Origin of the sequence: Hoeflea algicola (genome assembly GCF_026619415.1) — a bacterium.
GTDB lineage: Bacteria > Pseudomonadota > Alphaproteobacteria > Rhizobiales > Rhizobiaceae > Hoeflea > Hoeflea algicola.
Window position 1 is genome coordinate 4,064,313 of sequence record NZ_JAOVZR010000001.1, and the last position, 23,053, is coordinate 4,087,365.

Consider the following 23,053-nt stretch of genomic DNA (forward strand, 5'->3'; position numbering starts at 1 on the left):
ATCGCCACGGGTCTTAGTCGGTAATCTTGCATAATTATTCAAGCGGTCGCGCAGGCGCCGGCACCCGCGGGGAATTTGCATGTCACAAGTCTCTTTCTGGGTGTTCCTGTCCGAAACCTCGGGCCTAATCTCCACCCTCATGCTCGCACTGGTGTTCCTGGGATTTCTGTTTGAAAAGCTGCCACCGGCGGCAGTCGCCACCGCGGGTGCTGCCGGCTTTCTGTTGATGGGCTACGTTTCGACAGACGAAGTCCTGCAGGTGTTTTCCAACCCGGCGCCGATCACCATCGCTGCCATGTTCATCCTGTCATCGGCCTTGGTGAGCACTGGCGTGCTCGACGCGGCTTCTTCCTATTTCGTCAAATTGGCGAAAAGGCGTGGCCTCAGCGCGCTGATTTTGTTGTTGCTGGGGGCAGCGATTGCCTCGGGCTTGATGAACAACACCCCGCTGGTCCTGGTTCTCATTCCCATCGTCATCAAGATGGCGCAATCGCTTAAGCTCGCCTCGAGCCGGGTTCTGATCCCGCTTTCCTACATGTCGATTCTTGGCGGCACGCTGACCTTGATCGGAACGTCCACCAACCTGCTCATTGACGGCGTGGCGCAGCAGGCGGGTATGGAGCCGATGCGGATGCTTGAAATCCTGCCGTTCGGTCTGTCTGCGCTGGTCGTCGGTTCGGTCACGCTGTTCTTCCTGGGGCCGCTGCTGCTGCCCACGCGCGCGTCCGCCAATGAAACCCTCGATGACGAGGCAATCGAGTTCATGTCGGAGGCGCGGATCAGATATTCGGGCGAACATGAAAAGGATGCTGAGGGCGGTGACCGGCCGCTATCGGATTTTACCGCGCTGTCGCGCACTCGGGTGCTGTCCGTGTTGCGTGGAAGCGAGCGGTTGAAGCCCGATCCGGATCTGTTGCTGACCAGGCAGGACCTTGTCATCTTCCAGGCCAATCAATCCGAATTGCTGACGCTTCGCGAACATCCGCGCTACCAGGTGGGGTATTACAAGCAGCGGCTTGAACCACGCGAGGGCGCAAGCAGCGAGATGGTCGAGGCTGTCTATGCGGGCGATGCCCGCAGCAGCGGCCGCCGGGTGAGCGACCTCAACTGGTTCGAAAAAGGTGTGGGCGTTGTCGGCATATCTCGCCGCGGTCACAATCCCGGTCCGGAACTCGCCGGTGTGCGGCTGCGGCCCGGTGATCGGGTGCTGCTCGACGGCCGTTCCGGTGATCTGTCCTCGATTCTTCATTCGGAAAGCTTTGTTGCCGCGACGAGACCCAGGCTGAGGCCCTACAAGCGTCACCGCGCCAATCTGGCAATCTTCACGATGGCGCTGGTGGTGGCGCTGTCGATCCTCAATATTGCACCGCTGGTCACGCTGGCACTGCTCGGCGTCGGCGTCATCCTGCTGACGCGCTGTGTTGAGGCTGAGGATGCCTGGAATTCAATTGACGGGTCGATACTGGTATTGATTTTCGCCATGCTGGCGATTGGCCAGGGGTTGGAAAACACCGGTGTCATCAAGACGCTGGTGGCCGTGATAGCGCCCTATCTCAGCGATGCCTCACCGCTTGTCGTCATCTTTGCGCTTTACGCGCTGACGTCGCTGCTGACCGAGATGGTATCGAATAATGCCGTGGCGGTGATTCTCACGCCGGTGGCAATCAGCCTGGCGGCCTCGATCGGCATGGACCCGAAGCCGTTGGTCTATACCGTCATGCTCGGCGCTTCGGCGAGCTTTGCGACCCCCATCGGTTATCAGACCAACACGATCGTCTATGCGGCCGGCGGCTACAGGTTTTCGGATTTCCTGAAGCTGGGGCTGGTTATGAATGTGGTGGTCGGTGTCGCGTCCTGCCTGTCTATCTGGTTCTTTGCCGTGCGCTGAGGACAAAAACGGGCCGCGCCCATTCAAGGGCCGGCCCGTTTTGATGTCATTGAGGCGGCGACACCGCCGGCTTGAAGGGCAGGGCGCTTTAGATAGCCAGGTAATCGTGCCGTAATTGCTCGTTGTGAAGCACTTCATCGGCAGTGCCGTCGAAGACAACCTCACCGGATTCCAGGATGACCGCCCGGTCGGCAAGCTTGAGTGCCCGCACTGCGTTTTGTTCCACAAGGATCGTCGTGATGCCCTGTTCCTTGATGATATTGAGGGTTTTTTCGATCTCGTCGACAATTACCGGGGCCAGCCCTTCGTAAGGCTCGTCGAGAAGCAGCACCTTGATGTCGCGGGCAAGTGCCCGTCCGATCGCCAGCATCTGCTGCTCACCACCCGACAAGGTGATGCCCTCCTGTTTGCGACGCTCGCCCAGGCGCGGGAACAACTCATAGATCCGTTCCAGCGACCAGCCGATTGGCGGCGCGATCTGGGCAAGCTGGATGTTTTCCTCAACTGTCAGCCCGGCGATAATCCGGCGGTCCTCGGGAACCAGCGACAAGCCGGCGCGCGATGCCTCGTGCGAACTCATCAGATGCAGCGCCTGATGGTCGAGCCAGACTTCGCCGCTGGTCATTTGCGGTGAGCCGATCTGGGCGATGGCGCGCAGTGTCGAGGTCTTTCCGGCGCCGTTGCGGCCAAGCAGAGCCAGGATTTCGCCTTCGTGGACGTTGAAACTGACGCCCTGGACGATGTAGCTCTCGCCGTAATAGGCATGAATGTCGTGGACAGACAGAAACGCCGGAGCGGTGGCCGCCTGGTTGGCGTTCTTCGAAAAATCCGGGCGGTCGATCTCTGCGCCACCCTTGATGAGTTCGATCTGGCTCATGCTGCGGCCTCTCCAAGATAGGCTTCTTTGACTTTCGGATGGCCCTTGATGTTCTCAGGGGTATCCTCGACGAGTGGCGACCCTTGCGCCAATACCGTGATCCGCTTGGCCAGCGAGAACACCACATGCATGTCGTGCTCGATGATCACCATGGTGATGTCGCGGCGTTCGTGGATCTGGTTGAGCAGTTCGATCGTGTTGTTGGTGTCGGCGCGCGCCATACCGGCCGTCGGCTCATCGAGCAGCAGCAGCTTCGGTTCCTGGACAAGGCACATGGCCATCTCCAGGCGTCGCTTGTCGCCGCGCGACAGTGAGCTTGCTGTCATGCCCCGCTTGTTGGTCATGTCCACATCGGAAAGCATGTGTTCGGCCTTCTCGATGATGCCTTTTTCGGATGCGATCGACTTCAGTGCGTGCATGCGGAAGGCACCGTCGCGTTTGGCAAAGCACGGAATCAGCATGTTCTCTATCACCGTGAGATCGCCAAAGATTTCCGGCGTCTGGAAGACGCGGGAAATCCCCAGCTGGTTGATCTCGTAGGGTTTGCGTCCGAGCACGGATTGACCGTTGAACATGACTGTTCCCGTGTCCGGAATCAGCTTGCCAACCAGAACATTGAGCAGTGTCGATTTGCCGGCGCCGTTGGGGCCGATGATCGCATGGACGGTGCCTTCGGCAATATCCAGATTGACATCGCCGAGGGCCTGAAGACCACCGAACCGTTTGTTGACATTAGAGACTTCGAGAATTCCCATATCTGATATCTCCGCAGATCAGTTAACGTGCGCTGACGGCTTCGGATGATGTTTTCCATCCTGGCCGGGCTTGTTGCTTTTCCTGTTCTTGCCGGTAATCGCGTTCCAGATCCGGGTTCCGCCTTCGATCAGCCCGCCCGGCAGGAAGATGACGACCATCATGAAAAGCAGGCCCAGCGTCAGCGACCAGCCCTTGCCGATAAACGGATGCACCAGGAATACGACCGCATCTTCGACCCCGTCGGGAAGCGCCGAAAACCAGCTGTGCAGAATGTTGTCGTTGATCTTCGAAAAGATGTTCTCGAAATACTTGATGAATCCTGCACCCAGAACCGGTCCCATCAGGGTTCCGGCTCCGCCAAGGATCGTCATCAGCACAACCTCGCCTGACGCCGTCCACTGCATGCGCTCGGCGCCGGCAAGCGGGTCCATCGAAGCCAGCAGACCACCGGCGAGGCCGGCATACATGCCCGAAATCACGAACGCTGCGAGCGTGTAGGGGCGCGGGTTGAGACCGGTGTAATTCATCCGGGTCTGGTTGGTCTTGATCGCGCGCAGCATGGTGCCAAACGGCGACCGGAAGATCCGCAGCGAAAGGTAAAACACGATGATCGCGATAATGGCGCAGAAATAATAGCCGTTGTTGAAGGTGAACTGCCAGCCGCCGATATTTACCTTGGTGCTCTCTATCATGAGGATACCAAAGAAATGCGGGCTGTTCGGGCTGGCTGCATCCATCAGGATCTGCGGATCGTCGGTGTAGACCTGCAGACCGGTTTCACCATTGGTCAGCGGCGTCAGCACCGAATAGGCCAGGTTGAACGACATCTGGGCAAAGGCCAGTGTCAGGATCGAGAAATAGATACCCGAGCGGCGCAGCGAAATGTAACCGATGAAAAGCGCGAACAACGCGGAAGTGATGACGGCAAGGACGAGGCCCGGCAGAACATTGTAGCTCAGAAGCTTGTACATCCAGACGACGGAGTAGGAGCCGACCCCCAGAAACGCCGCATGGCCGAAGGAGAGGTAACCGGTCAGACCGAACAGGATGTTGAAGCCGATCGCAAAGATGCCGTAGATCGCGAAACGCTGCATCAGGTCCGGATATCCGGCATTGAACTGCGCCATCGCCGATCCCTCGGGGAACGGTTGCAGCAAAATCGGCGTCGCCAAGGTCAGAAATATGACGACCAGGAGAAATGTCGTGTCTTTTTTACTCAGTCCCAGCATGTCTTATTCCTCCATCACGCCTTTGCGCCCCATGAGACCGCGGGGACGGGTCAAAAGGATGATGATTGCAACCAGATAAATGATGATTTGGTCGATGCCGGGGATCACTGACTTGACCTCGTTCATGGAAGCGAAGCTCTCCAGAATGCCAAGCAGGAAGCCGGCGAGCACTGCGCCCGGTAGCGACCCCATGCCGCCGACAACGACCACGACGAAGGACAGGACCAGAAAGTCCATACCCATATGGTAGTTGGGCGAGTTGATGGGCGCGTACATCACGCCGGCAAGACCGGCAACCGCCGCGGCTATGCCGAACATGATGGTAAAACGCTTGTCGATATTGATGCCGAGCAGGCCGACGGTTTCACGATCGGCCATGCCAGCACGGACGACCATACCGAATGTCGTGAACCGCAGGAATGCGAAGACCGCGCCGACGATCGCCATGGAGAACAGAAAATAGACCAGCCGCCATGCCGGATAGATGATGGCGTTCTCGGCAAACCCGATCAGCACGCCGAAATCGATCGATCCCCGGAACATATCCGGTGCCGCCGTCGGGATCGGATTGGCGCCGTAGAAATACTTGACGATTTCCTGAAGCACGATCGCCAGGCCAAACGTCACCAGAATTTGGTCGGCGTGGGGGCGTTTGTAGAAGTGTTTGATCAGGCCGCGTTCCATGATGTAGCCGAGCACCAGCATCACCGGGATCGCCAGCAGGATCGACAGGGGAACCGACCAGTTGATGATCGAATCGCCAAGTCCCTTGCCAAACAATGATTCGACGATGGGCGTCTTGATCTGCAGCGGCTTGCCGAGAAAATCCAGTTTTTCGGGGTCCAGCGTAATGGTCGAGATGCCCAGTATCTTTTGCATTGTAACCGCGCAAAAAGCACCAATCATGAACATCGCGCCGTGCGCGAAATTGACCACACCGAGTGTTCCGAAGATGAGGGTTAGTCCGAGCGCGATCAGTGCATAGGCACTGCCTTTGTCGAGCCCGTTCAATAATTGAAGGATAATTGCGTCCATGGTCCCAACCGATCATTGAGGCGTGATAAGCGTAAATTTTGCCTGGTAGATAAAATTGCCGCGCTGGTGCGATGACCAGCGCGACAACGTTCATGCACTATTCCAGGCCTTAGGCGCCCGAATTGCACTTCCCGAGATCGCCGCCGGCAAACATCGGATGATCAGGTGCGTACTCGACCTGGGCGCGCGGAGTAACTTCCACGATTTCCAGCGCATCGTACTCGTTGGTCGGGTCTTCCTTGCCCTTCATGACCAGCACGTCCTTGAAGCACTGATGGTCTTCCTTGCGGTAAAGGGTCGGACCATTGCCGAGGCCGTCGAACTCGAAGCCTTCGAGCGATTCGGCAATGCCGCAAGGATCAAAGGTTCCAGCACGCTCGGCAGCATCAGCATAGAGCAGCGCCTGCGCATAGCAGGTCTGGGCGGCGTTGGACGGCGGGAAACCGTACTTTTCGCCGAACGACTTGACGAATGCCTTGGTGCCTTCGTCCTGCAGTGTCCAGGACCAGTTGGTCGAGCCAAACACGCCCTTGATGTTGGGACCTGCGCCCTTGGCCATCAGCTCGGAGTAGAGCGGAACCACGATTTCGAACTGCTTGCCGTTGACCATCTTGTCGCGCAGGCCGAACTGAACCGCGTTGGTCAGCGAGTTGACCATGTTGCCGCCGTAATGGTTCAAGATCAGCACGTCGGCGCCAGAGTTGAGAACCGGAGCGATGTAGGATGAGAAGTCCGTGGTCGCCAGCGGGGTCAGAACGTTGTTGACTGTTTCCCAGCCCACGCCTTCGGTTGCGGCCTGGATCGACTCCTGCTGGGTCCAGCCCCAGGTGTAGTCGGCGGTCAGGTGATAGGCCCGGCGATCCGTACCGTAGTTCTTCGCCAGCACCGGTGCGAGCGCGGCGCCCGACATGTAGGCATTGAAGAAATGGCGGAAGCCATTGGCCTTCTTGTCCTTGCCGGTGGTGTCGTTGGAGTGGGTCAGACCGGCCATGAAAATGATGCCGGCTTCCTGACAGAGACCCTGAACGGCCACGGCCACACCGGATGATGAACCACCGGTGATCATGATGGCACCGTCTTTTTCGATCATCGACTTGGCAGACGCACGCGCGGCGTCGGACTTTGTCTGGGTATCGCCGGAGACGAACTCGACCTTTTTACCAAGCACGCCGTTGCCCTTGAGCATCTTCGACGAGAAGGTGCCGATCATGCCGCCATCGCCTTCACCGTTAAGGTGCTCGACGGCAAGCTGGTAGGCGCGAAGCTCGTCGGCGCCTTCGTCAGCATACGGACCGGTCTGCGGAACGTTGAAGCCGAAAACAACCGAGCCGCCCTTGGGCTCGTTCATGTAGGCATTGGCGGAGCTGGTGAAAATCGTCGGCAGCGCAAGGCCGGCGCCTATCGCCGCGCCTGACTTAATCAGCGTACGTCGATTTACATGGAATTTTGACATAAAATCCTCCCTGGTGTGGAACGGGCAAAGCCTCCCAGCTTCGCCGCTTCGCTAAATTAATAGCAGTCTCAAGACAAACATGGCCTTGGGTCAGACACCATTCGACTATTGTATATTCACGCAAAGTTTCTGAGGGTTTCGGGGTGTGAGCATTACTGTGTCCCGTTAATAAAATGAATGGGAACACGGCGCCGGGCATCGCGCAGGGATGCTCCAGTGCCCGGTTTTCGGCCGGTTTGGATAATCTCCCAAGCCGTGGTGAATTATGCTGTCGTCAGCAGAAGCGACGCCGAATAGGGGCGTGATCAGGTCCAGTTTGGAATCGTTTTAAACTGTACTATTTGACTCCACTTTGAAAATACCTTACCGAAATTGTCATGTTAAAAATGGCGAAAACGGCATGACCATGTGGAACGCGGATGAGCGCGAGGAATGTCCGGCAGCGGCCTATCTCAGGCAGGCGCCGGAAAACCTCGTTGTCAATGGCTATCGCAACTGGATTGCCGGCTTGGTCGAAAAGGACCGGCGCTATTGGGATGTGGCCTGGCGGGCCCATGCCGAAGCGCTTGGCGCGGTCGAAGGGCAGGTCGCGCTCGATGCGTTGTCCGGGTTGATCGACCAACTCGGCGTCTGTGCCCGCTGTCCGCTGCGCTTCTATAAACCGGGCGCCGGTCACCTGTGCCGCGATGAATGCCTGATGCTCGGCATGATTGCTGGCGCCCAGCACGGTGACGAGAACACCTTGGTTGCTGCAGCCAAGATGCTGAGTTGCTCGAATGCCTGCGTCGAGGTGATCGACCGGGCCAGCGCTTATGCAGCGGTGCTGCTTGGCCAGAACCAGCGTCTGGCGCCCATACCCTTTGCCGCGCTTGCCGATATCGACTTCCGCGCCGCGCCCCACGATCCCGGTGCCAGCGGTTCACTTCACTGATTTCAATACGTTTTACAGGAGTAACTCAGACGATGAACAAGATCGCCCACTTCCTCGCCGTTGGCCTGCTTGCCTCAAGCGCCATGACCTCGGTCGCTCTGGCAGAAGTTACCCCCGAAGCAGTTATTGCCAATTATGTTGATATCGCACAAGCCAAGTATGACGACGCGCTGGCAACTGCGAAAGCACTCGACACGGCCGTCGAAGCGCTTCTGGAAAACCCTGATGAGACGACGTTGGAAGCCGCGCGGCAAGCCTGGCTCGCAGCCCGCGTGCCTTACCAGCAGACCGAGGTCTACCGCTTTGGCAACGCCATCGTCGATGACTGGGAAGGACGGGTCAACGCCTGGCCGCTTGACGAGGGCCTGATCGATTATGTCGACCCAAGCTACGGCGCCGAAAGCGACGAGAACACGCTTTTCACAGCCAATGTCATTGCCAATCCCTCAATCGAGATCAACGGCAAGACCATCGATGCCAGTGTCATCACCCCGGATCTGATCTCCAGCACGCTGCAGGAAGCGGGCGGCATTGAAGCCAATGTCGCTTCCGGCTACCACGCCATCGAATTCATGCTCTGGGGCCAGGATCTCAACGGCAATGGCCCGGGCGCAGGCAACCGTCCGGCCACCGACTACAGCCTGACCAACTGCAGCAACGACCATTGCGAGCGCCGCCGCGACTATCTTCATGCCGTGACCGATCTGCTGGTCATGGATCTGGAGGAGATGGCCGAAAATTGGAGCGCTGGAGGCAAGGCCCGCGCGGTCCTTGAGCAGGGCGAAGCGTCCGCCGGTCTTTCTACCATTCTCACCGGCATGGGATCGTTGTCCTATGGTGAACTCGCCGGCGAACGGATGAAGCTCGGCCTGCTGCTTGGTGATCCGGAAGAAGAGCATGACTGCTTTTCCGACAACACCCACAATTCGCATCTCTATGATGCAGTCGGCATCCGCAATGTCTACCGCGGCGCCTATACCCGGGTTGACGGAACGATCATCAGCGGCCCGGCGCTTTCCGATCTGGTCGCCGAGAAGGATCCGGCGATTGCCGAGGAACTATCGACGGATCTCGACGCCACCGTGGCAGCGATGGAAGCCATGGCTAAACGCGCAGAAACGGTAGAGGCCTATGACCAGATGATCGCCATCGGCAATACCGAAGGCAATGCCGCGGTGCAGGCCGGCATTGACGGTCTGATCAAGCAGACCCGGTCGATCGAGCGGGCCATCGCGGCACTTGATCTCGGTTCGATTGAACTTGAAGGGTCGGACAGCCTCGACAGCCCCAACGCCGTGTTCCAGTGAGACAGCCATGATCATTTGCAGCTGCAACATCATCACCAAGACAGACATCGAGGAAGCCGTCACTGGCTTCCTCGATTGTGATCCATGGCAATTGATTACGCCGGGCAAGGTGTTTCATGCCATGCAAAAGCGTGGCAAATGCTGCGGCTGCTTCCCGGGTGTCATCGATATCATAGTTGAAACCACTGAGCGCTATCACGCGGCGATGAACAGCCCGCAGGCGCAAGTGATCGATCTGTTGAGCCGGATTGCCGATCAACGTCTTCGCATGAACGCCGCCAGGCAGGCGGGTGCGGTGAGAAAACAATCGTCGGCTGCCGCCTGATGTGCGAAAATGAGGGGCGTTTTCACAATCAGGGACGGACATGAACATGAAGCGAAGTCAGAAGGTTATCGACTGCCTCAATGAGGCTCTCTTTCTCGAGCTCGGTGCGGTGAATCAATACTGGCTGCATTACCGGTTGTTGGAGGATTGGGGCTACACCAAGCTGGCTGCCAAGGAGCGCGCCGAGAGCATTGAAGAGATGCAGCATGCCGACAAGATTGTCGAACGGATCATTTTCCTGCAGGGTTTTCCAAACCTGCAGACCCTGGCACCGCTCAGAATCGGCCAGAATATCAAGGAAGTGCTTGAAGCCGACCTGGCCGGAGAGAAGGATGCCTGGAATGCCTATACCAAATCGCGGAATGTCTGCGAGGCGGAAGGCGACTTTGTCAGCAAGAACCTGTTTGAACAGCTGATTGCCGATGAGGAAGGTCATATTGATTTTCTCGAAACGCAAATCGAGCTGCTGACAACGCTGGGTGAACAGAAATACGGGCAGCTGAATGCGTCGGCTGCCGATGAAAGCTGAGTGAAAGAGTAGCAAAGACATGACGATGAATACGATGCCGCGGGGTCACAGGGGTTCCCGCTTGCAGTTCGCTGCGGTGCCAGGCCCAGGCCACAAACCGCACCTCGGCCGCATCTATCCGGCAGGCCCGGGCCTCCGGCGTCGTGTTCTCAGTTGTGGTATGGCAGTTGGCTTGGCGTTGGCTGCGGCAATCACTGCCCATGCCGATCCGCTGGCCGGCCTGCCCGACCAACGCGACGACTTGAACAAGAAGGATCGCGTCCGGGTCGAGCGCATTGTCCGGCCGACGAGTTCGTTTACCCAAGCCGAGCAGTTCGAGCTGATGCAGGGTGGCGCGGGCACCTCGACCAAGCTGGTCAACCGGGATGCGCTGTCGCATTTCAACGCCAACCTGACATTTGAGGAAGAAGAAACCTTCAAGCTCGGCAATGCGCTGTTCCGCAAGCTCTGGGTCTCCTCACCATCCTCAACGCTTGCCTCCGACGGCCTTGGCCCGCTGTTCAACGGCCGCGCCTGCCAGAGTTGCCACATCAAGGATGGCCGCGGCCATCCGCCCGAAGGCGCAGCCGATGCCACCTCGATGTTCCTGCGCCTGGCGCGCCCGCCTGAAACCGACGAACAGCGCAAGACGCTCGAAGACTATTTGATCGCCTCCGTGCCCGACCCGGTCTATGGCGGCCAGTTCCAGGACCTGGCGGTGCCAGGGCTTAAGGCCGAGGGCCGTATGGTGATCGACTATCAGGAACAGCCGGTTACCCTGGCTGATGGCACCCGCGTCTCGCTGCGCAAGCCTGCCTACAGCGTCGCCGATCTTGGCTATGGCCCGCTCGACCCCGAGACGACCCTGTCGCCACGGATGACGCCACCGATGACCGGCGCCGGGCTGGTTGAGGCCATCCACCCCGCCGACCTCGTCAACCAGGCCGACCCTGACGACCGGGACGGCGACGGAATCTCCGGTCGCCTGGCGCTGACCCGCGATCCCGCGACCGGCGAGATCGCGATCGGGCGTTTTGGCTGGAAGGCCCAGAATGCCACGGTGCGCCAGCAGGCAGCCGGCGCGTTCAGTGGCGATATCGGCATCTCCTCGCCGGACGCTCCCAACCCGTACGGCGATTGCACCGCAGCAGAAACAGCATGCCTGTCGCTTCCTGCCGGTATTCAGGCAGATCTCGGCGATACCGAGGCGCCCGATCCAGTAATGGGACTGGTAACCTTCTATTCCCAGAATCTGGCTGCGCCTGCGCGCCGCGATGTCGACGATCCTGAGGTGCTGGCAGGCAAAGAGGTGTTCTATTCCCTCGGCTGTGCTGCCTGCCACCGGCCCAAATATGTCACTTCGCGCAAGGCGGAAAATCCCGCGCACCGGTTTCAGTTGATCTGGCCCTATTCGGATTTTCTGCTGCATGACATGGGCGAGGGGCTGGCCGATGGTCAACAGGTCGGCCGTGCCAGCGGCACTGAATGGCGCACGCCGCCGCTGTGGGGTATCGGCCTGACTCAGGTTGTCAATGGTCACACGTTCTTTCTGCACGATGGCCGTGCCCGTAACTTGACCGAAGCCGTTCTCTGGCACGGCGGCGAGGCGAAAACCGCCCGTGACGGATTTGCAGCGCTGGCGGAATCCGAACGCCAGGCACTGGTGAAATTTCTGGAAAGTCTGTGATCATGAAACGTCGACAAATTTTTATGCTGGTAGCTCTCGCCTGGGCCAGCCCGGCACTTGCGGTTGGCAGCGAAACGGCGCAGGCGCCGATCAGATCGGTGCTCGAACACACGCTTGTTGACTACATCCGACCTCACTACACAGCCTTCGAACAGACAACGCTCGGCCTTGAAACAGCCGTCGAGACGCTCTGCGATACCCCCTCTGAGGCAACCCTTGCGGCTGCACGCGACGCATTTCGCAATGTCGCTGGTCAATGGGCGCAGGTCGAATGGCTGCGGATTGGACCGGTGATGTCGGAGAACCGGCTGGAGCGGATCTACTTCTTCCCGGATCGCAAAGGCACCGGTCGAAAGCAGGTGCAGGCAGCAATCGCCGGCAAGGATGCGGGCGTCACAGATGCCGCGGCTCTGGCCGCCAACAGTGTCGCCATGCAGGGCCTGGGCGCGCTTGAGTACATCCTGTTTGGAACCGGCAGCGAGGAGTTGGCCGCTGGCACTGCAAGCCATCGCTGCGGCTATGCCCGCGCTGCGGCAGCAAACCTCGCGACCATGGCTGGTGAACTCACAGAAGGGTGGCGCGAGGGCACACAGCTTTCGCGGATGTTCGTTGCGCCGGACGCGCAGAACCCGTTGTTCCGCACTGACAAGGAAGCCCTGAACCTGCTGCTCGGGACCGAGATTCATGGTCTCGAAGCCATCCGCGATACCAGGCTCGGCGCCTTTCTCGACAGCAGCGATAAGCACCGAGACCGCCCCAAACTTGCGCCGTTGTGGCGCGCCGACATGACCATGGGGTCGATCATCGCCAATCTCACGGGGCTCGAGGCGCTCTTCAACGCGAGCACACTTGAAACCGCCGCAGTCGACCCGAACAACCATCTGGGCAACACTATCCGGTTTGAGTTTACCCAAGCCATCCGTACTGCCGAAAGCCTCGACGCGCCTGCCGCTGAACTGCTCGGTGACCCGCAAAGGCGCGACAAGCTGGCCTATCTCGGCTACGCCATCCGCATCATCATCGACCGTTTCGACCAGGACTTTGCCCAGGCGGCGGGATTGTCGACCGGCTTTTCCTTTGGAGACGGCGATTGAGCCCGGTGGTTCTCGAGCGGCGCGCCCTGCTGGCCGGCGCCGGACTTGCCTGGCTCTTGAGCCTTGGCCCGGCTGGTGCACAACGGTTGGCGGCCAGCGATGTGGTCTTCGCCTCCGCCTACAAGGACCGCCAGGGCGCCTATGGCATTGCCTTTCTGGATCAGGACGGGGCGATTGTCGCGCGGCATCTGCTGCCGGGACGCGGCCATGGTTTTGCGTCGCATCCGCAAGCTGGCTGGCTGGTGGCCTTTGCCCGCCGTCCGGGAAATTTCGCGGTCGCGCTTGATCCCGAATCGGCGCGTGAACCGGTGGTGTTTCATACCCCGGCAGACCGCCATTTCTACGGACACGGGGCCTTTTCCGCGGATGGGCAGCTGCTATTTGCAGCCGAGAACGCGTTTGAAACCGGCGATGGCGTGCTCGGTGTCTATGACGTCACCAACGGTTTTGCCCGTATCGGCGAATTTCCCTCCCACGGCATCGGGCCGCATGAAATCCTGCTGATGCCCGACGCCAAGACGCTGTGCGTTGCCAATGGCGGCATTCGCACTCATCCCGACAACGGCCGCCAGAAACTCAATCTGCCGACCATGGCATCGTCGATGGCTTTCATTGATCTCGAAAGCGGATCGTTGTTGTCATCGCACAGTCTGCCGGACAACCTCCGCCGTCTGTCGCTGCGGCACATGGCGGCGGATGCGCGCGGTCAGGTCTGGATCGGCGGTCAGTATGAGGGGGATCCGATGGATGTGCCGCCGGTACTGGCGCGGCTGAACCCTGATGCAGGTCTTCAGACCGTCGAGCTGCCGAATGATGTCAAGGCAGAATTTGGCATGTATGTGGGCGCCGTTGCGGCTAGCAATGATGGGGCCCGGCTGGCCATCACCTCGCCCAAGACGGGGCGCCTGGTGACGCTCGACGCGCAATCCGGCAAGGTTCTCGGATCAATCGAACAGCCCGGTGTCTGCGGTATTCAGGCATCCGCGCGCGGCTTCGTCAGCTCCACCGAAACCGGTGAGTTTGCGCATCAGCAGCACGACCTGTTGTGGGACAATCATATCGCCGTCGCCTGAAAGCCACAGCCTTGCCGGCAGCGCCGCAGCCAGTCGTCGTCGGTCAGAGCCTGCCGGCCGGTGGATCAATCTCCACCGGTTCTAAATAGCAGGTTCGGCTCAGAAGACCGGGTTCTGTCGAACCCGTGCCCCGCTGCTGCAGAGCAGCACCGAGAAGCTTGCGAGGGTGGCAGTTGCGATTACGATCGCGCCAAATCCGAGAACAATCATTGCTCGTTTCCTGGTGACATCATTGTCATCGATGCCGACATGGATGGCAGACCCAACTTGCCTGAAGCTTGCGCCTGAAATGGCTGTTTTGGCCTGCGACAACAAGGTCACTAATCCCTTAACACTGGGGTTGTAATGTTAACCTTCGATCAAGGATTGGTCCGTAACAATTAGCGCACTCGTCGAACTGTGGCCAACTGCGTGTTGCGCTTCCACAAAGGCATGAAGCCGCCCGACGGCCCGGAACCGGTCCGGATTTCCAGATTTTCTTCCAGGCGGCGCCTGGTCAGCGATGCGGACAGAAGCGGGCTTTCACATACTGTGTAGCTCGGACCATCCGCAGAATTCGGCAAATAGCGCCAGCCCGGAAATAGAGGCTACAAACGGTCATTGGCCGTCATACGGGGTAGGCGCGTGGGGCATATTCAGGCAAGGGTACAGGATCCGGCAGCGGCGGAAGGCCTGCGCGCGCGCCTGGACCTCACCTCGCTTGACGTCGATGGGCGTGAACGGCTGCGGGATTTGCGGTCGATGATCGAGGCCGAAGCTCGGATTGCGCTGGCATCGTTTTTCCAGCGCCTGCAGAACACCCCGGAGATTGCCGGTCTGTTTACGTCCGGCAGGCAGATTGACCGCCTTGAGGAACTCGAGGTCGCCCATTGGTCGATCCTCGCCGATGGTCGCTTCGACGGGCTTTATGCCGACCGGTCGGTGATCCTTGGCGAAGTCCGCCAGCGCATCGGGCTCGATGCCGGCTGGTCGATTGGCGGTCATGCGCTGGTGCTTGAAAGGGTGATCCATCGCCTTGTCGAGGAAAGCAGCGGCGGCATCTTCGGGAAATTTGCCAATCGGGCAGGCCGCACCCAGCTCGCCGATCGTCTGGTCGATGTGGTCAAGGCGGCGCTGATCGATATCGACATGCAAGTCTCCCATCGCCTGCGTTCGCAGCAAAAGGCGCTCCATCACCAGCGTGAAACCGAAATCGACGAGGCTCGCGAACTGGTCGAAACCACACTGGGCGCAGCGCTGGCGCAATTGGCCCAAGGCGACCTGTCGGTACGCATCGATCCCGAGAGCATCGAACCGCACCGCCAAATGGTCGAGAATTTCAACGCTGCGGTAGGCCGCATCGAAGGGCTGGTAACAGGCGCTGCCGAGCAGCTGTCGCAGGCTGAACGGCTTGCCGGTAAATTGAGTGATGATCTCGAAGCCGTGCGCGCCGACATCGAAGGCTATGGTGCGGCGATTGGTGAGCAGCATGGCGAGCTTGACGCTGTGGCCAGCCGCATCCGCCTGACCGGCGAAACCGCTCGCAAGGCCGAAACCCTGATCTCTGAAGCGCGGCAAAGCGCTGAATCCGGCGACCGTGTGGTTGAAAGTGCGATGGACGCCATGGCCGGTGTCGAACAATCCGCCGAGCAGATCGGCAAGATCATTTCGGTGATCGATGAAATTGCTTTCCAGACCAATCTGTTGGCGCTCAATGCCGGGATCGAGGCGGCGCGGGCCGGTGACGCCGGGCGCGGTTTTGCGGTGGTTGCCACCGAGGTTCGCGCGCTGGCCCAGCGGTCAGCCGGTGCTGCCGATCAGATCAAGGATCTGGTTGCCGACGCCAAATCTCATGTCGGTCGCGGCGTTGAACTGGTCGGCAAGACCCGCTCGGCGATCTCCGGCCTTGTCGAACAGGTTGGCCAGATTTCTCAGTCCGTCGCTGGCGTTGGCGCAGAGACCGGAACCGAAGCAGACAATATTGGTGGTTCCGCAAAGGCTCTCGGTCAGGCCGCCGCCCAAATCGCCGCGAGCGGCGCCCGTCTTGGTACGGTGTCTGAAACCGGCGCAGACCTGCAACTGGTCATCACCGAACTGGGTGAGCAGATCCGCCTGCATAGGCAGGAGCGCCATCGTGGCTTTGAAAGCATCGACGTTACCGCACCGGTTTCTCAAGACCCGGAGCGGCGCGCGCCGCTGAGGAGGATTGCCTGATGAAACGATTTGTGAGGCTGGCCGCAATTGAGTGTCCCAACCCCGTTACAAGTGAGGATTACCGCCATGTCGTCTGATGACGAAACAACGAAAATTCTGAAATTGCCGGCGGTACTCGACCTCAATGCTGCCAACCGGCTGCATGAACAGGTGCTGGCTCACAAGGGCGGAAACATCGATGTCGACGCCTCCGACGTCAGCCGGATTGGTGCACAATGCGTCCAGGTTCTGCTGTCGGCGGCGCAGAGCTGGCGCTTCGATCATCAGTCTTTCAAGGTCGTTCAGGCATCCGATATATTTATTAAAACACTGAAATTATTGGGAATTTCTGATGAATCTTTGCTTCCAGGGGAGATGTTGAAATGAAGAAGAAGGTTCTCACGGTCGATGACTCGCGGACCATCCGCAATATGTTGCTGGTAACCCTCAACAACGCCGGTTTCGAGACCGTCCAGGCAGAAGACGGGGTCGAGGGGTTGGAAGTCCTCGAAGAATCCAACCCCGATGTCATCGTCACCGACATCAACATGCCGCGCCTCGACGGTTTCGGATTTATCGAAGGCGTGCGTCGGAACGAACGCTATCGGGCAATTCCGATCCTGGTTCTGACCACCGAAAGCGATGCGGAAAAAAGAACCGCGCTCGTGAAGCAGGGGCCACCGGCTGGATCGTCAAGCCGTTCGACCCTTGCAAGCTGATTGCGGCGATTGAGCGTGTAACCGCCTGACAGGACCTCCCCCATGGATATGAACGAAATCAAGGACATTTTTTTCCTGGAATGCGAGGAACAACTCGCCGAACTGGAAACCGGTCTGCTTGCACTCAATGATGGTGACACCGATCCGGAAACGGTCAATGCGGTGTTCCGTGCGGTCCATTCGATCAAGGGTGGTGCTGGCGCGTTTGGTCTCGATGACCTTGTTTCCTTTTCGCATGTGTTCGAGACCACGCTTGATTGCGTTCGATCCGGCAAGCTCGAGGCATCCTCGGAATTGCTCAAGGTAATGCTCCGCTCCGCCGATGTGCTCGCCGACCTCACGGCCGCTTCGCGCGATGGCGGTTCTGTCGACAAATCCCGCACATCCGGCCTGGTTGCCGAACTTGAGGCTTACGCCAAGGGGCAGCCGGTGTCTGCGGCAGGGGCCTCGCCCGCTGCAACGGCACCTGCCGAGCCCGCAGCCCCCACGCCTCAACCTGAAACACCGGTGGCAGTGGATGATTCCGTGGCGCCAACCGATGACAGTGGTTTTCAGCCGGTCCCGTTCAGCTTTGACGGTTTCGACGATGAGGATGAGCCGGCGTCGGTACTGGATGAAACCGAGCTGTCGGGCAAATCCGTGTTCACGGTTCGCTTCAAACCGCGTTCCGACCTTTACGGCAAGGGCAATGAGACAGTGTTGCTGCTGCGTGATCTGGCCAAGGTCGGTGAACTTCAAGTCAGTTGCGATACCGAAACCTTGCCGCCGATTGAACAGATCGATCCGGAAGGCGCCTATCTCTCCTGGCTGATCCGCGTGGAAACAGATCAGGGCGAGGACGCCATTCATCAGGTGTTCGAGTTTGCGGAATGGGATTGCGCACTGAAAATTTCAGCCGGCGCTGATGACGAAGCACCTGCCACAGCGGATGCCTCGGGCGGGGAACAGCCGATGGCGCCAGTGCCGTTCGATCTGTCGTTGCTCGACGATGCGCCGTTGGTTTCAGCTGAATCCGTCAAATCTGTTGCGGCAGCCGCCCCCGTCGAACAGGTCGCTTCCGTCGTCGATGCCGCGCCGCTGGTGCCATCGACCTTGCCACTGGCTGCCAAGGCGATTGCCGCTGAAACCGAAAAGAAAGAAGCTCCGGTTGCCTCCGTAGCCGCCGCGCCGCAGACAATCCGCGTCGATCTCGATCGCGTCGACCGCCTCATCAACCTGGTGGGTGAACTGGTCATCAATCAGGCAATGCTCGCCCAGAGCGTTGTCGAAAACGAAAGCAGCGGTTCCTCGGCAATCAACCTCGGGCTTGAAGAACTCCAGCAACTGACCCGGGAAATCCAGGACAGCGTGATGGCGATCCGGGCCCAGCCGGTCAAGCCTGTGTTCCAGAGGATGGGTCGCATTGTTCGTGAAATTGCCGATATCACCGGCAAGAGCGTGCGTCTGGTCACCGAAGGCGAAAACACCGAAGTCGACAAGACCGTCATCGACAAGCTCGCCGAACCGTTGACCCATATGATCCGCAACGCGGTCGATCACGGGCTCGAAAAGCCAGAGAAGCGCACCGAACTGGGCAAGAGCGCCGAGGGCGTGCTCAAACTGAGCGCCAAGCACCGCTCCGGCCGGATAGTCATCGAAATCGCCGATGACGGCGCCGGCATCAACCGCGAGCGTGTGCGCAACAAGGCCATCGAGAATGGCCTTATCACCGCCGATGCCAATCTGAGTGACGAGGAAGTCGACAACCTGATCTTTCTTCCCGGCTTCTCCACCGCCGACAAGGTCTCCGATATCTCCGGTCGCGGCGTCGGCATGGATGTGGTCAAGCGATCCATCCAGTCGTTGGGTGGCCGCATCTCGATCACCTCCAGGCCCGGTCACGGTTCTGTCTTCACCATGAGCCTGCCGCTCACGCTCGCCGTGCTCGACGGCATGGTGGTCACGGTAGCCAATCAGACGCTGGTGGTACCGCTGACGGCCATCGTTGAAACCCTGCAGCCGGTAAAGAACGATATCCACGCTTTCGGGCCGAGCCAGCGGCTGATCGCCATCCGCGACACCTTCTGTCCGCTGGTCGATGTTGGTCACATTCTCAATTTCCGTCCCGATCTTGCCGACCCGGTCAACGGTGTCGCACTGCTGGTGGAATCGGAAGGCGGCGGCCAGCGCGCGCTGATGGTCGATGCCATCCAGGGCCAGCGCCAGGTGGTCATCAAGAGCCTGGAAGCCAATTACACCAATGTTCCAGGCATCGCCGCGGCGACCATTCTCGGCGATGGCCGGGTGGCGCTGATCCTGGATGTCGACGCAGTCGTCACGGCCTCACGCGGACACGCGCTGAGTTCCGAGATGACGCTTGCGGCAACCGGGTGAGGACGACGGAATGTCGATACGCGTGATGGACAGCCACAAAGCCAGAATGATCGGGAACCGGAAGGCCCGTGGTCAGGGGACCGACACGTCGGTGCGCCTGCTCGGAGCGTTTGTCGCGAGTGTCGCGGCTGATGTCTCGACCGGCCTTCACCCGATCGCACGCACAATGATTTGCCGTACTGAACCCCACGCCATAGTTGGCATCACCGAAAGCGAGGCCGCATGAGCGCCGCTGCCATTCTCCAGTCAGGCCGCCCCGATGATTGCCTCGTGAGCGGGGAGTATCCGCTCACCCGCAGGGATCTCTCCGATATCGCCGGCATGATCTATTCCGATGCCGGCATTGCGCTCAACGAGACCAAGGCCTCGTTGGTCTATTCGCGCTTGTCCAAGCGGCTCCGGCAGATAGGCATGAAAAGTTTTCGCGATTATTGCGCCCTGGTCGGCTCGACCGAAGGGGCGGCGGAGCGGCGCGAGATGCTCAGTTTCCTGACCACCAACTTCACCCGTTTCTTCCGCGAGAACCACCATTTCGATCATTTGCGCAAGGAAGTCCTGCCAGGCCTGCTGACGCGAGCCAAGGCCGGTGGCCGGGTCCGCATATGGTCGGCCGGCTGTTCCGATGGACAGGAGCCCTATTCGATCGCTCTGACCATCCTGGGAATGGCGCCCGACGCGGCGTCGATGGATATCCGCATTCTCGCCACCGATATCGACCCCAAGATCATCGCCCAGGCTAAGGCCGGGATTTATGATCCGCAGGCCATCGAAACGGTCGATGCAGGGATGCGCAAGAAATGGTTCACTCCGGTCGGTGACAAGAAATTTCAGGTCAATGACCCGGTCAAGCAACTGATCTCCTTCCGCGAACTCAATCTGATGGCGAAATGGCCATTCAGCGGTCAGTTCGACGTCATTTTCTGCCGCAATGTGGTGATCTATTTCGATGAACCCACGCAAGGCCGGATCTGGGTTCGCTACGCCGACCTGTTGCCGCCTGGCGGTCATCTCTATATCGGCCATTCAGAGCGTCTTTCGGGCGACGGCAAGGCCCGTTTTGAAAACACAGCCATCACCACCTATCGTCACAAGGGGGCTGCAGGACGCCCATGACCGCAAAAGCGCGCGTACTAGTCGTTGACGATTCGCCCACCATGCGCGGCCTGATCAAGGCTGTGCTTCGCAGCGATCCCGAAATCGAAGTGATCGGTGAGGCTGGCGATGCCATGCAGGCGCGCGCCGCCATCAAGGAACTCAATCCCGACGTCATCACGCTCGATATCGAGATGCCGAATATGAACGGTCTCGAATTCCTCGAAAAGATCATGCAGCTCAGGCCGATGCCGGTCATCATGGTCTCGACACTGACCCACCGTGGCGCTGAAGCGTCGCTGGCGGCCCTGGAAATCGGAGCTTTTGATTGCGTCGGCAAGCCGTTGCCTGGCGACAGGGTGCCGTTCGCCCATCTTGCGGAAACGGTCAAGGCGGCGGCACGATCACAGCGCCACAGGCCAGGTTTTGGCGGTGCCGTGGTAACCAGAACGCCAACCTATTCAGCACCCAGCGACTATCAGCCGTCGCGCAAGATCATTGCCATTGGCGCCTCCACCGGAGGTGTCGAGGCGTTGATCGCGGTGTTGACCAAATTTCCGGCCAACTGCCCACCGACAGTGATCACCCAGCACATGCCGGCGACCTTCACCAGGAGCTTCGCTGACCGCCTCAACCGGCTTTGCTCGCCGCAGGTCAAGGAAGCCGAAGACGGCGACAGGCTGGAGATCGGCAGGATCTATCTGGCGCCCGGCGGTGAGCGCCACCTTCACGTCGTCAATCCCGCGGCGCCGCGCTGTGCTCTGGTCGAGGGTAGTCCAGTCAACGGACACCGGCCCTCGGTGGATGCGCTGTTTGATTCCGTGGTGAAACTGGCCGGCGCCAAGGCCGTCGGGGTGATCCTCACCGGCATGGGGCGCGATGGTGCGGCAGGAATTCTGCGCATGCGCCAGGCCGGGGCCATCACCATCGGCCAGAACGAAAAAACCTGCGTGGTTTACGGCATGCCACGTGTCGCGCAGGAAATTGGCGGTGTCGGACGTCAATTGCCACTCAACGAGATTGGCGAAGAGATTCTCAAATCAACAACTACCTCTCGCAAAAATAGGGTCGCGTAATGTCGATTGCACAAAAAATAAAGGTTCTCATTGTTGACGATCAGGTGACCAGTCGGTTGTTGCTCGGCGATGCGCTGCAGCAACTCGGGTTTACCCAGATCACCGTCGCCGGCGATGGTGAGCAAGGGGCCAAGATCATGAGCCAACAGCCTCACCACCTGGTCATTTCCGATTTCAACATGCCGAAAATGGATGGTCTTGGGCTGTTGCATGCAGTGCGCACCAATCCGGCAACCAAACGTGCGGCATTCATCATGCTCACCGCCCAGGGTGACCGGGCGCTGGTGCAGAAGGCCGCGGCGCTGGGCGCCAACAACGTGCTGGCCAAGCCCTTCACCATCGAAAAAATGAAAGCCGCTATCGAGGCGGTGTTTGGGGCGCTTAAGTGACTGCAGACGGCCACGTCCGCAGAGTCCATGTCATACAGGGCGAGTACAAGGTATCCAGCGATCCCGACGTGGTGCTATCCACCATCCTGGGATCCTGCATCGCCGCATGTATGCGTGACCCGGTGGCGGGCGTCGGTGGCATGAACCATTTTCTGTTGCCTGGTCAGAGCAATGGCTCGGGCGGAGAGGCAACGCGTTACGGTGTCCATCTGATGGAGTTGCTGATCAACGGCCTGCTCAAGAAGGGCGCTCAACGCCAACGCCTCGAAGCCAAGATCATCGGCGGCGCCAAGACGATCTCCGGTTTTTCCAATGTAGGCGAAAAAAACGCGGAATTCGCCCATCAGTTTCTGACCGATGAAGGCATCCGCATCGTCGGCAGCAATGTCGGCGGCGAGGTGGGGCGCAAGCTTGAGTATTTTCCCGTCAGTGGGCGGGCTCGCCATTATCCGTTGACCGGGGCGGAAACGCGCAAGACTGTTGCGCTCGAGATCGCGCCGTCCAGAATTGTTGCACCGAAGCCGGCCGACGCGTCGATCGAGTTTTTCTAGGGAGTTTCGCCACAATGACAAAATTGCCCAAGGACAACGGCGAACAAACACAGGAATCCCTGCAGCTTGTGCTGGCGCGCGTCAGTTCGGAACTTGTCGATGTCGCGGAATTGATCGAGCGGCTTGAGCCGTTGCTGTCGAATGGTCGCTCAACCGAGTTCCTGGCGTCGCCCGACCACATGCGGGTGATGCAGGGAATTGACCTGGCGGTACAGAAAACCCGCGGCCTTGCCGGATTCATTGACGGCATTGGCGGACACATCGACACCGAGCATCTGGTGGATATCACCACCGCACTCAATCTGGTCACTCTGGAAGACATGAAACGGCGTCTGCAGGCTTCGGTTGATGCCGAGCCGTCAGCCGATGTCTATCAGAAGGCCTCCGGCGACCTCGAGTTTTTCTAGGGCGCTCCGGCATCGTCGCCGAACCGACCTGTTCCGCGGTATCGGGCACGCTGCGAGCCGTTGATCGAGCCTCTCGGTCCGCTTGGTCAGCCACAGACCACTTTCGCGCAA

At 59.5% G+C, this 23,053-nt stretch carries 22 protein-coding genes and 1 pseudogene; 18 read left to right on the forward strand and 5 right to left on the reverse strand.

What is annotated here, in order from left to right; genetic code table 11:
* Positions 1-79: 79 nt before the first annotated feature.
* Positions 80-1,888 carry an SLC13 family permease gene (locus OEG84_RS19815; protein WP_267655324.1) on the forward strand — a complete coding sequence of 603 codons (1,809 nt, stop codon included), beginning with the start codon at positions 80-82 and terminating at the stop codon, positions 1,886-1,888.
* A gap of 88 nt (positions 1,889-1,976) precedes the next feature.
* Here the strand turns inward: OEG84_RS19815 and OEG84_RS19820 are convergent, their stop codons facing one another.
* The 5 genes from OEG84_RS19820 to OEG84_RS19840 form a co-directional block, all read right to left on the reverse strand.
* Complete coding sequence (locus OEG84_RS19820) at positions 1,977-2,765, reverse strand: ABC transporter ATP-binding protein (RefSeq protein ID WP_267655326.1); 789 nt, start codon at positions 2,763-2,765, stop codon at positions 1,977-1,979.
* The gene (locus OEG84_RS19825) at positions 2,762-3,520 is read right to left on the reverse strand and encodes an ABC transporter ATP-binding protein (RefSeq protein ID WP_267655327.1); all 759 of its coding nucleotides are present in this window, start codon (positions 3,518-3,520) and stop codon (positions 2,762-2,764) included. Before OEG84_RS19825 ends, OEG84_RS19820 begins: the two co-directional genes overlap by 4 nt.
* An 18-nt stretch (positions 3,521-3,538) precedes the next feature.
* Positions 3,539-4,750: a branched-chain amino acid ABC transporter permease gene (locus tag OEG84_RS19830; protein ID WP_267655329.1), complete on the reverse strand. Its 1,212-nt coding sequence runs from the start codon at positions 4,748-4,750 to the stop codon at positions 3,539-3,541.
* A 3-nt stretch (positions 4,751-4,753) separates the two neighbouring features.
* Positions 4,754-5,785, reverse strand: a complete 1,032-nt coding sequence (locus OEG84_RS19835; RefSeq protein WP_267655330.1) for a branched-chain amino acid ABC transporter permease — start codon at positions 5,783-5,785, stop codon at positions 4,754-4,756.
* Positions 5,786-5,894: 109 nt separating this feature from the next.
* Entirely contained in the window at positions 5,895-7,238 is a 1,344-nt protein-coding gene (locus OEG84_RS19840; RefSeq protein WP_267655331.1) for a substrate-binding protein, read from the reverse strand.
* Positions 7,239-7,638: 400 nt separating this feature from the next.
* Between OEG84_RS19840 and OEG84_RS19845 the strand changes: the two genes are divergently transcribed.
* The 17 genes and pseudogenes from OEG84_RS19845 (at position 7,639) to OEG84_RS19925 (ending at position 22,942) form a co-directional block, all read left to right on the forward strand.
* Complete coding sequence (locus OEG84_RS19845) at positions 7,639-8,169, forward strand: hypothetical protein (protein WP_267655332.1); 531 nt, start codon at positions 7,639-7,641, stop codon at positions 8,167-8,169.
* 32 nt (positions 8,170-8,201) lie between these two features.
* The gene (locus OEG84_RS19850) at positions 8,202-9,476 is read left to right on the forward strand and encodes an imelysin family protein (protein ID WP_267655333.1); all 1,275 of its coding nucleotides are present in this window, start codon (positions 8,202-8,204) and stop codon (positions 9,474-9,476) included.
* Between the two features lie 7 nt (positions 9,477-9,483).
* Positions 9,484-9,801 (forward strand): (2Fe-2S)-binding protein, encoded by a 318-nt coding sequence (locus OEG84_RS19855; RefSeq protein WP_267655334.1) that lies wholly within the window; start codon positions 9,484-9,486, stop codon positions 9,799-9,801.
* Between the two features lie 46 nt (positions 9,802-9,847).
* Complete coding sequence (bfr, locus tag OEG84_RS19860; protein WP_267655335.1) at positions 9,848-10,330, forward strand: bacterioferritin; 483 nt, start codon at positions 9,848-9,850, stop codon at positions 10,328-10,330.
* Positions 10,331-10,490: 160 nt separating this feature from the next.
* Entirely contained in the window at positions 10,491-11,996 is a 1,506-nt protein-coding gene (locus OEG84_RS19865; RefSeq protein WP_267655336.1) for a di-heme oxidoreductase family protein, read from the forward strand.
* A gap of 2 nt (positions 11,997-11,998) precedes the next feature.
* Positions 11,999-13,090, forward strand: coding sequence for an imelysin family protein (locus OEG84_RS19870; protein ID WP_267655337.1), 1,092 nt, complete (start codon positions 11,999-12,001; stop codon positions 13,088-13,090).
* Between the two features lie 5 nt (positions 13,091-13,095).
* Entirely contained in the window at positions 13,096-14,163 is a 1,068-nt protein-coding gene (locus OEG84_RS19875) for a DUF1513 domain-containing protein (protein WP_267656265.1), read from the forward strand.
* Positions 14,164-14,787: 624 nt separating this feature from the next.
* Positions 14,788-16,356: a globin-coupled sensor protein gene (locus OEG84_RS19880; RefSeq protein ID WP_267655338.1), complete on the forward strand. Its 1,569-nt coding sequence runs from the start codon at positions 14,788-14,790 to the stop codon at positions 16,354-16,356.
* Positions 16,357-16,422: 66 nt separating this feature from the next.
* A complete protein-coding gene (locus tag OEG84_RS19885; RefSeq protein WP_267655339.1) occupies positions 16,423-16,722 on the forward strand; it encodes an STAS domain-containing protein in 300 nt (99 codons plus the stop codon).
* Positions 16,719-17,083 (forward strand): annotated as a pseudogene (locus tag OEG84_RS19890) (response regulator). Before OEG84_RS19885 ends, OEG84_RS19890 begins: the two are co-directional and overlap by 4 nt.
* A 13-nt stretch (positions 17,084-17,096) precedes the next feature.
* The gene (locus OEG84_RS19895; RefSeq protein WP_267655340.1) at positions 17,097-19,427 is read left to right on the forward strand and encodes a chemotaxis protein CheA; all 2,331 of its coding nucleotides are present in this window, start codon (positions 17,097-17,099) and stop codon (positions 19,425-19,427) included.
* Positions 19,428-19,437: 10 nt separating this feature from the next.
* A complete protein-coding gene (locus OEG84_RS19900; protein WP_267655342.1) occupies positions 19,438-19,653 on the forward strand; it encodes a hypothetical protein in 216 nt (71 codons plus the stop codon).
* Positions 19,650-20,540 carry a protein-glutamate O-methyltransferase gene (locus tag OEG84_RS19905; protein ID WP_267655343.1) on the forward strand — a complete coding sequence of 297 codons (891 nt, stop codon included), beginning with the start codon at positions 19,650-19,652 and terminating at the stop codon, positions 20,538-20,540. Before OEG84_RS19900 ends, OEG84_RS19905 begins: the two co-directional genes overlap by 4 nt.
* Complete coding sequence (locus OEG84_RS19910) at positions 20,537-21,595, forward strand: protein-glutamate methylesterase/protein-glutamine glutaminase (RefSeq protein ID WP_267655344.1); 1,059 nt, start codon at positions 20,537-20,539, stop codon at positions 21,593-21,595. Before OEG84_RS19905 ends, OEG84_RS19910 begins: the two co-directional genes overlap by 4 nt.
* A complete protein-coding gene (locus OEG84_RS19915) occupies positions 21,595-21,984 on the forward strand; it encodes a response regulator (RefSeq protein ID WP_267655345.1) in 390 nt (129 codons plus the stop codon). Before OEG84_RS19910 ends, OEG84_RS19915 begins: the two co-directional genes overlap by 1 nt.
* Positions 21,981-22,535 (forward strand): chemoreceptor glutamine deamidase CheD, encoded by a 555-nt coding sequence (gene cheD, locus OEG84_RS19920; RefSeq protein WP_267655346.1) that lies wholly within the window; start codon positions 21,981-21,983, stop codon positions 22,533-22,535. Before OEG84_RS19915 ends, cheD begins: the two co-directional genes overlap by 4 nt.
* Positions 22,536-22,549: 14 nt before the next feature.
* Positions 22,550-22,942: a hypothetical protein gene (locus OEG84_RS19925; RefSeq protein WP_267655347.1), complete on the forward strand. Its 393-nt coding sequence runs from the start codon at positions 22,550-22,552 to the stop codon at positions 22,940-22,942.
* Positions 22,943-23,053 lie beyond the last annotated feature (111 nt).

Bases quoted from the DNA above. Each gene is read 5' to 3' on its own strand.
- OEG84_RS19815 (WP_267655324.1), top strand. From the start codon at position 80: ATGTCACAAGTCTCTTTCTGGGTGTTCCTGTCCGAAACCTCGGGCCTA.
- OEG84_RS19820 (WP_267655326.1), bottom strand. From the start codon at position 2,765: ATGAGCCAGATCGAACTCATCAAGGGTGGCGCAGAGATCGACCGCCCG.
- OEG84_RS19825 (WP_267655327.1), bottom strand. From the start codon at position 3,520: ATGGGAATTCTCGAAGTCTCTAATGTCAACAAACGGTTCGGTGGTCTT.
- OEG84_RS19830 (WP_267655329.1), bottom strand. From the start codon at position 4,750: ATGCTGGGACTGAGTAAAAAAGACACGACATTTCTCCTGGTCGTCATA.
- OEG84_RS19835 (WP_267655330.1), bottom strand. From the start codon at position 5,785: ATGGACGCAATTATCCTTCAATTATTGAACGGGCTCGACAAAGGCAGT.
- OEG84_RS19840 (WP_267655331.1), bottom strand. From the start codon at position 7,238: ATGTCAAAATTCCATGTAAATCGACGTACGCTGATTAAGTCAGGCGCG.
- OEG84_RS19845 (WP_267655332.1), top strand. From the start codon at position 7,639: ATGACCATGTGGAACGCGGATGAGCGCGAGGAATGTCCGGCAGCGGCC.
- OEG84_RS19850 (WP_267655333.1), top strand. From the start codon at position 8,202: ATGAACAAGATCGCCCACTTCCTCGCCGTTGGCCTGCTTGCCTCAAGC.
- OEG84_RS19855 (WP_267655334.1), top strand. From the start codon at position 9,484: ATGATCATTTGCAGCTGCAACATCATCACCAAGACAGACATCGAGGAA.
- bfr (WP_267655335.1), top strand. From the start codon at position 9,848: ATGAAGCGAAGTCAGAAGGTTATCGACTGCCTCAATGAGGCTCTCTTT.
- OEG84_RS19865 (WP_267655336.1), top strand. From the start codon at position 10,491: ATGGCAGTTGGCTTGGCGTTGGCTGCGGCAATCACTGCCCATGCCGAT.
- OEG84_RS19870 (WP_267655337.1), top strand. From the start codon at position 11,999: ATGAAACGTCGACAAATTTTTATGCTGGTAGCTCTCGCCTGGGCCAGC.
- OEG84_RS19885 (WP_267655339.1), top strand. From the start codon at position 16,423: ATGTCGTCTGATGACGAAACAACGAAAATTCTGAAATTGCCGGCGGTA.
- OEG84_RS19895 (WP_267655340.1), top strand. From the start codon at position 17,097: ATGGATATGAACGAAATCAAGGACATTTTTTTCCTGGAATGCGAGGAA.
- OEG84_RS19900 (WP_267655342.1), top strand. From the start codon at position 19,438: ATGTCGATACGCGTGATGGACAGCCACAAAGCCAGAATGATCGGGAAC.
- OEG84_RS19905 (WP_267655343.1), top strand. From the start codon at position 19,650: ATGAGCGCCGCTGCCATTCTCCAGTCAGGCCGCCCCGATGATTGCCTC.
- OEG84_RS19910 (WP_267655344.1), top strand. From the start codon at position 20,537: ATGACCGCAAAAGCGCGCGTACTAGTCGTTGACGATTCGCCCACCATG.
- OEG84_RS19915 (WP_267655345.1), top strand. From the start codon at position 21,595: ATGTCGATTGCACAAAAAATAAAGGTTCTCATTGTTGACGATCAGGTG.
- OEG84_RS19925 (WP_267655347.1), top strand. From the start codon at position 22,550: ATGACAAAATTGCCCAAGGACAACGGCGAACAAACACAGGAATCCCTG.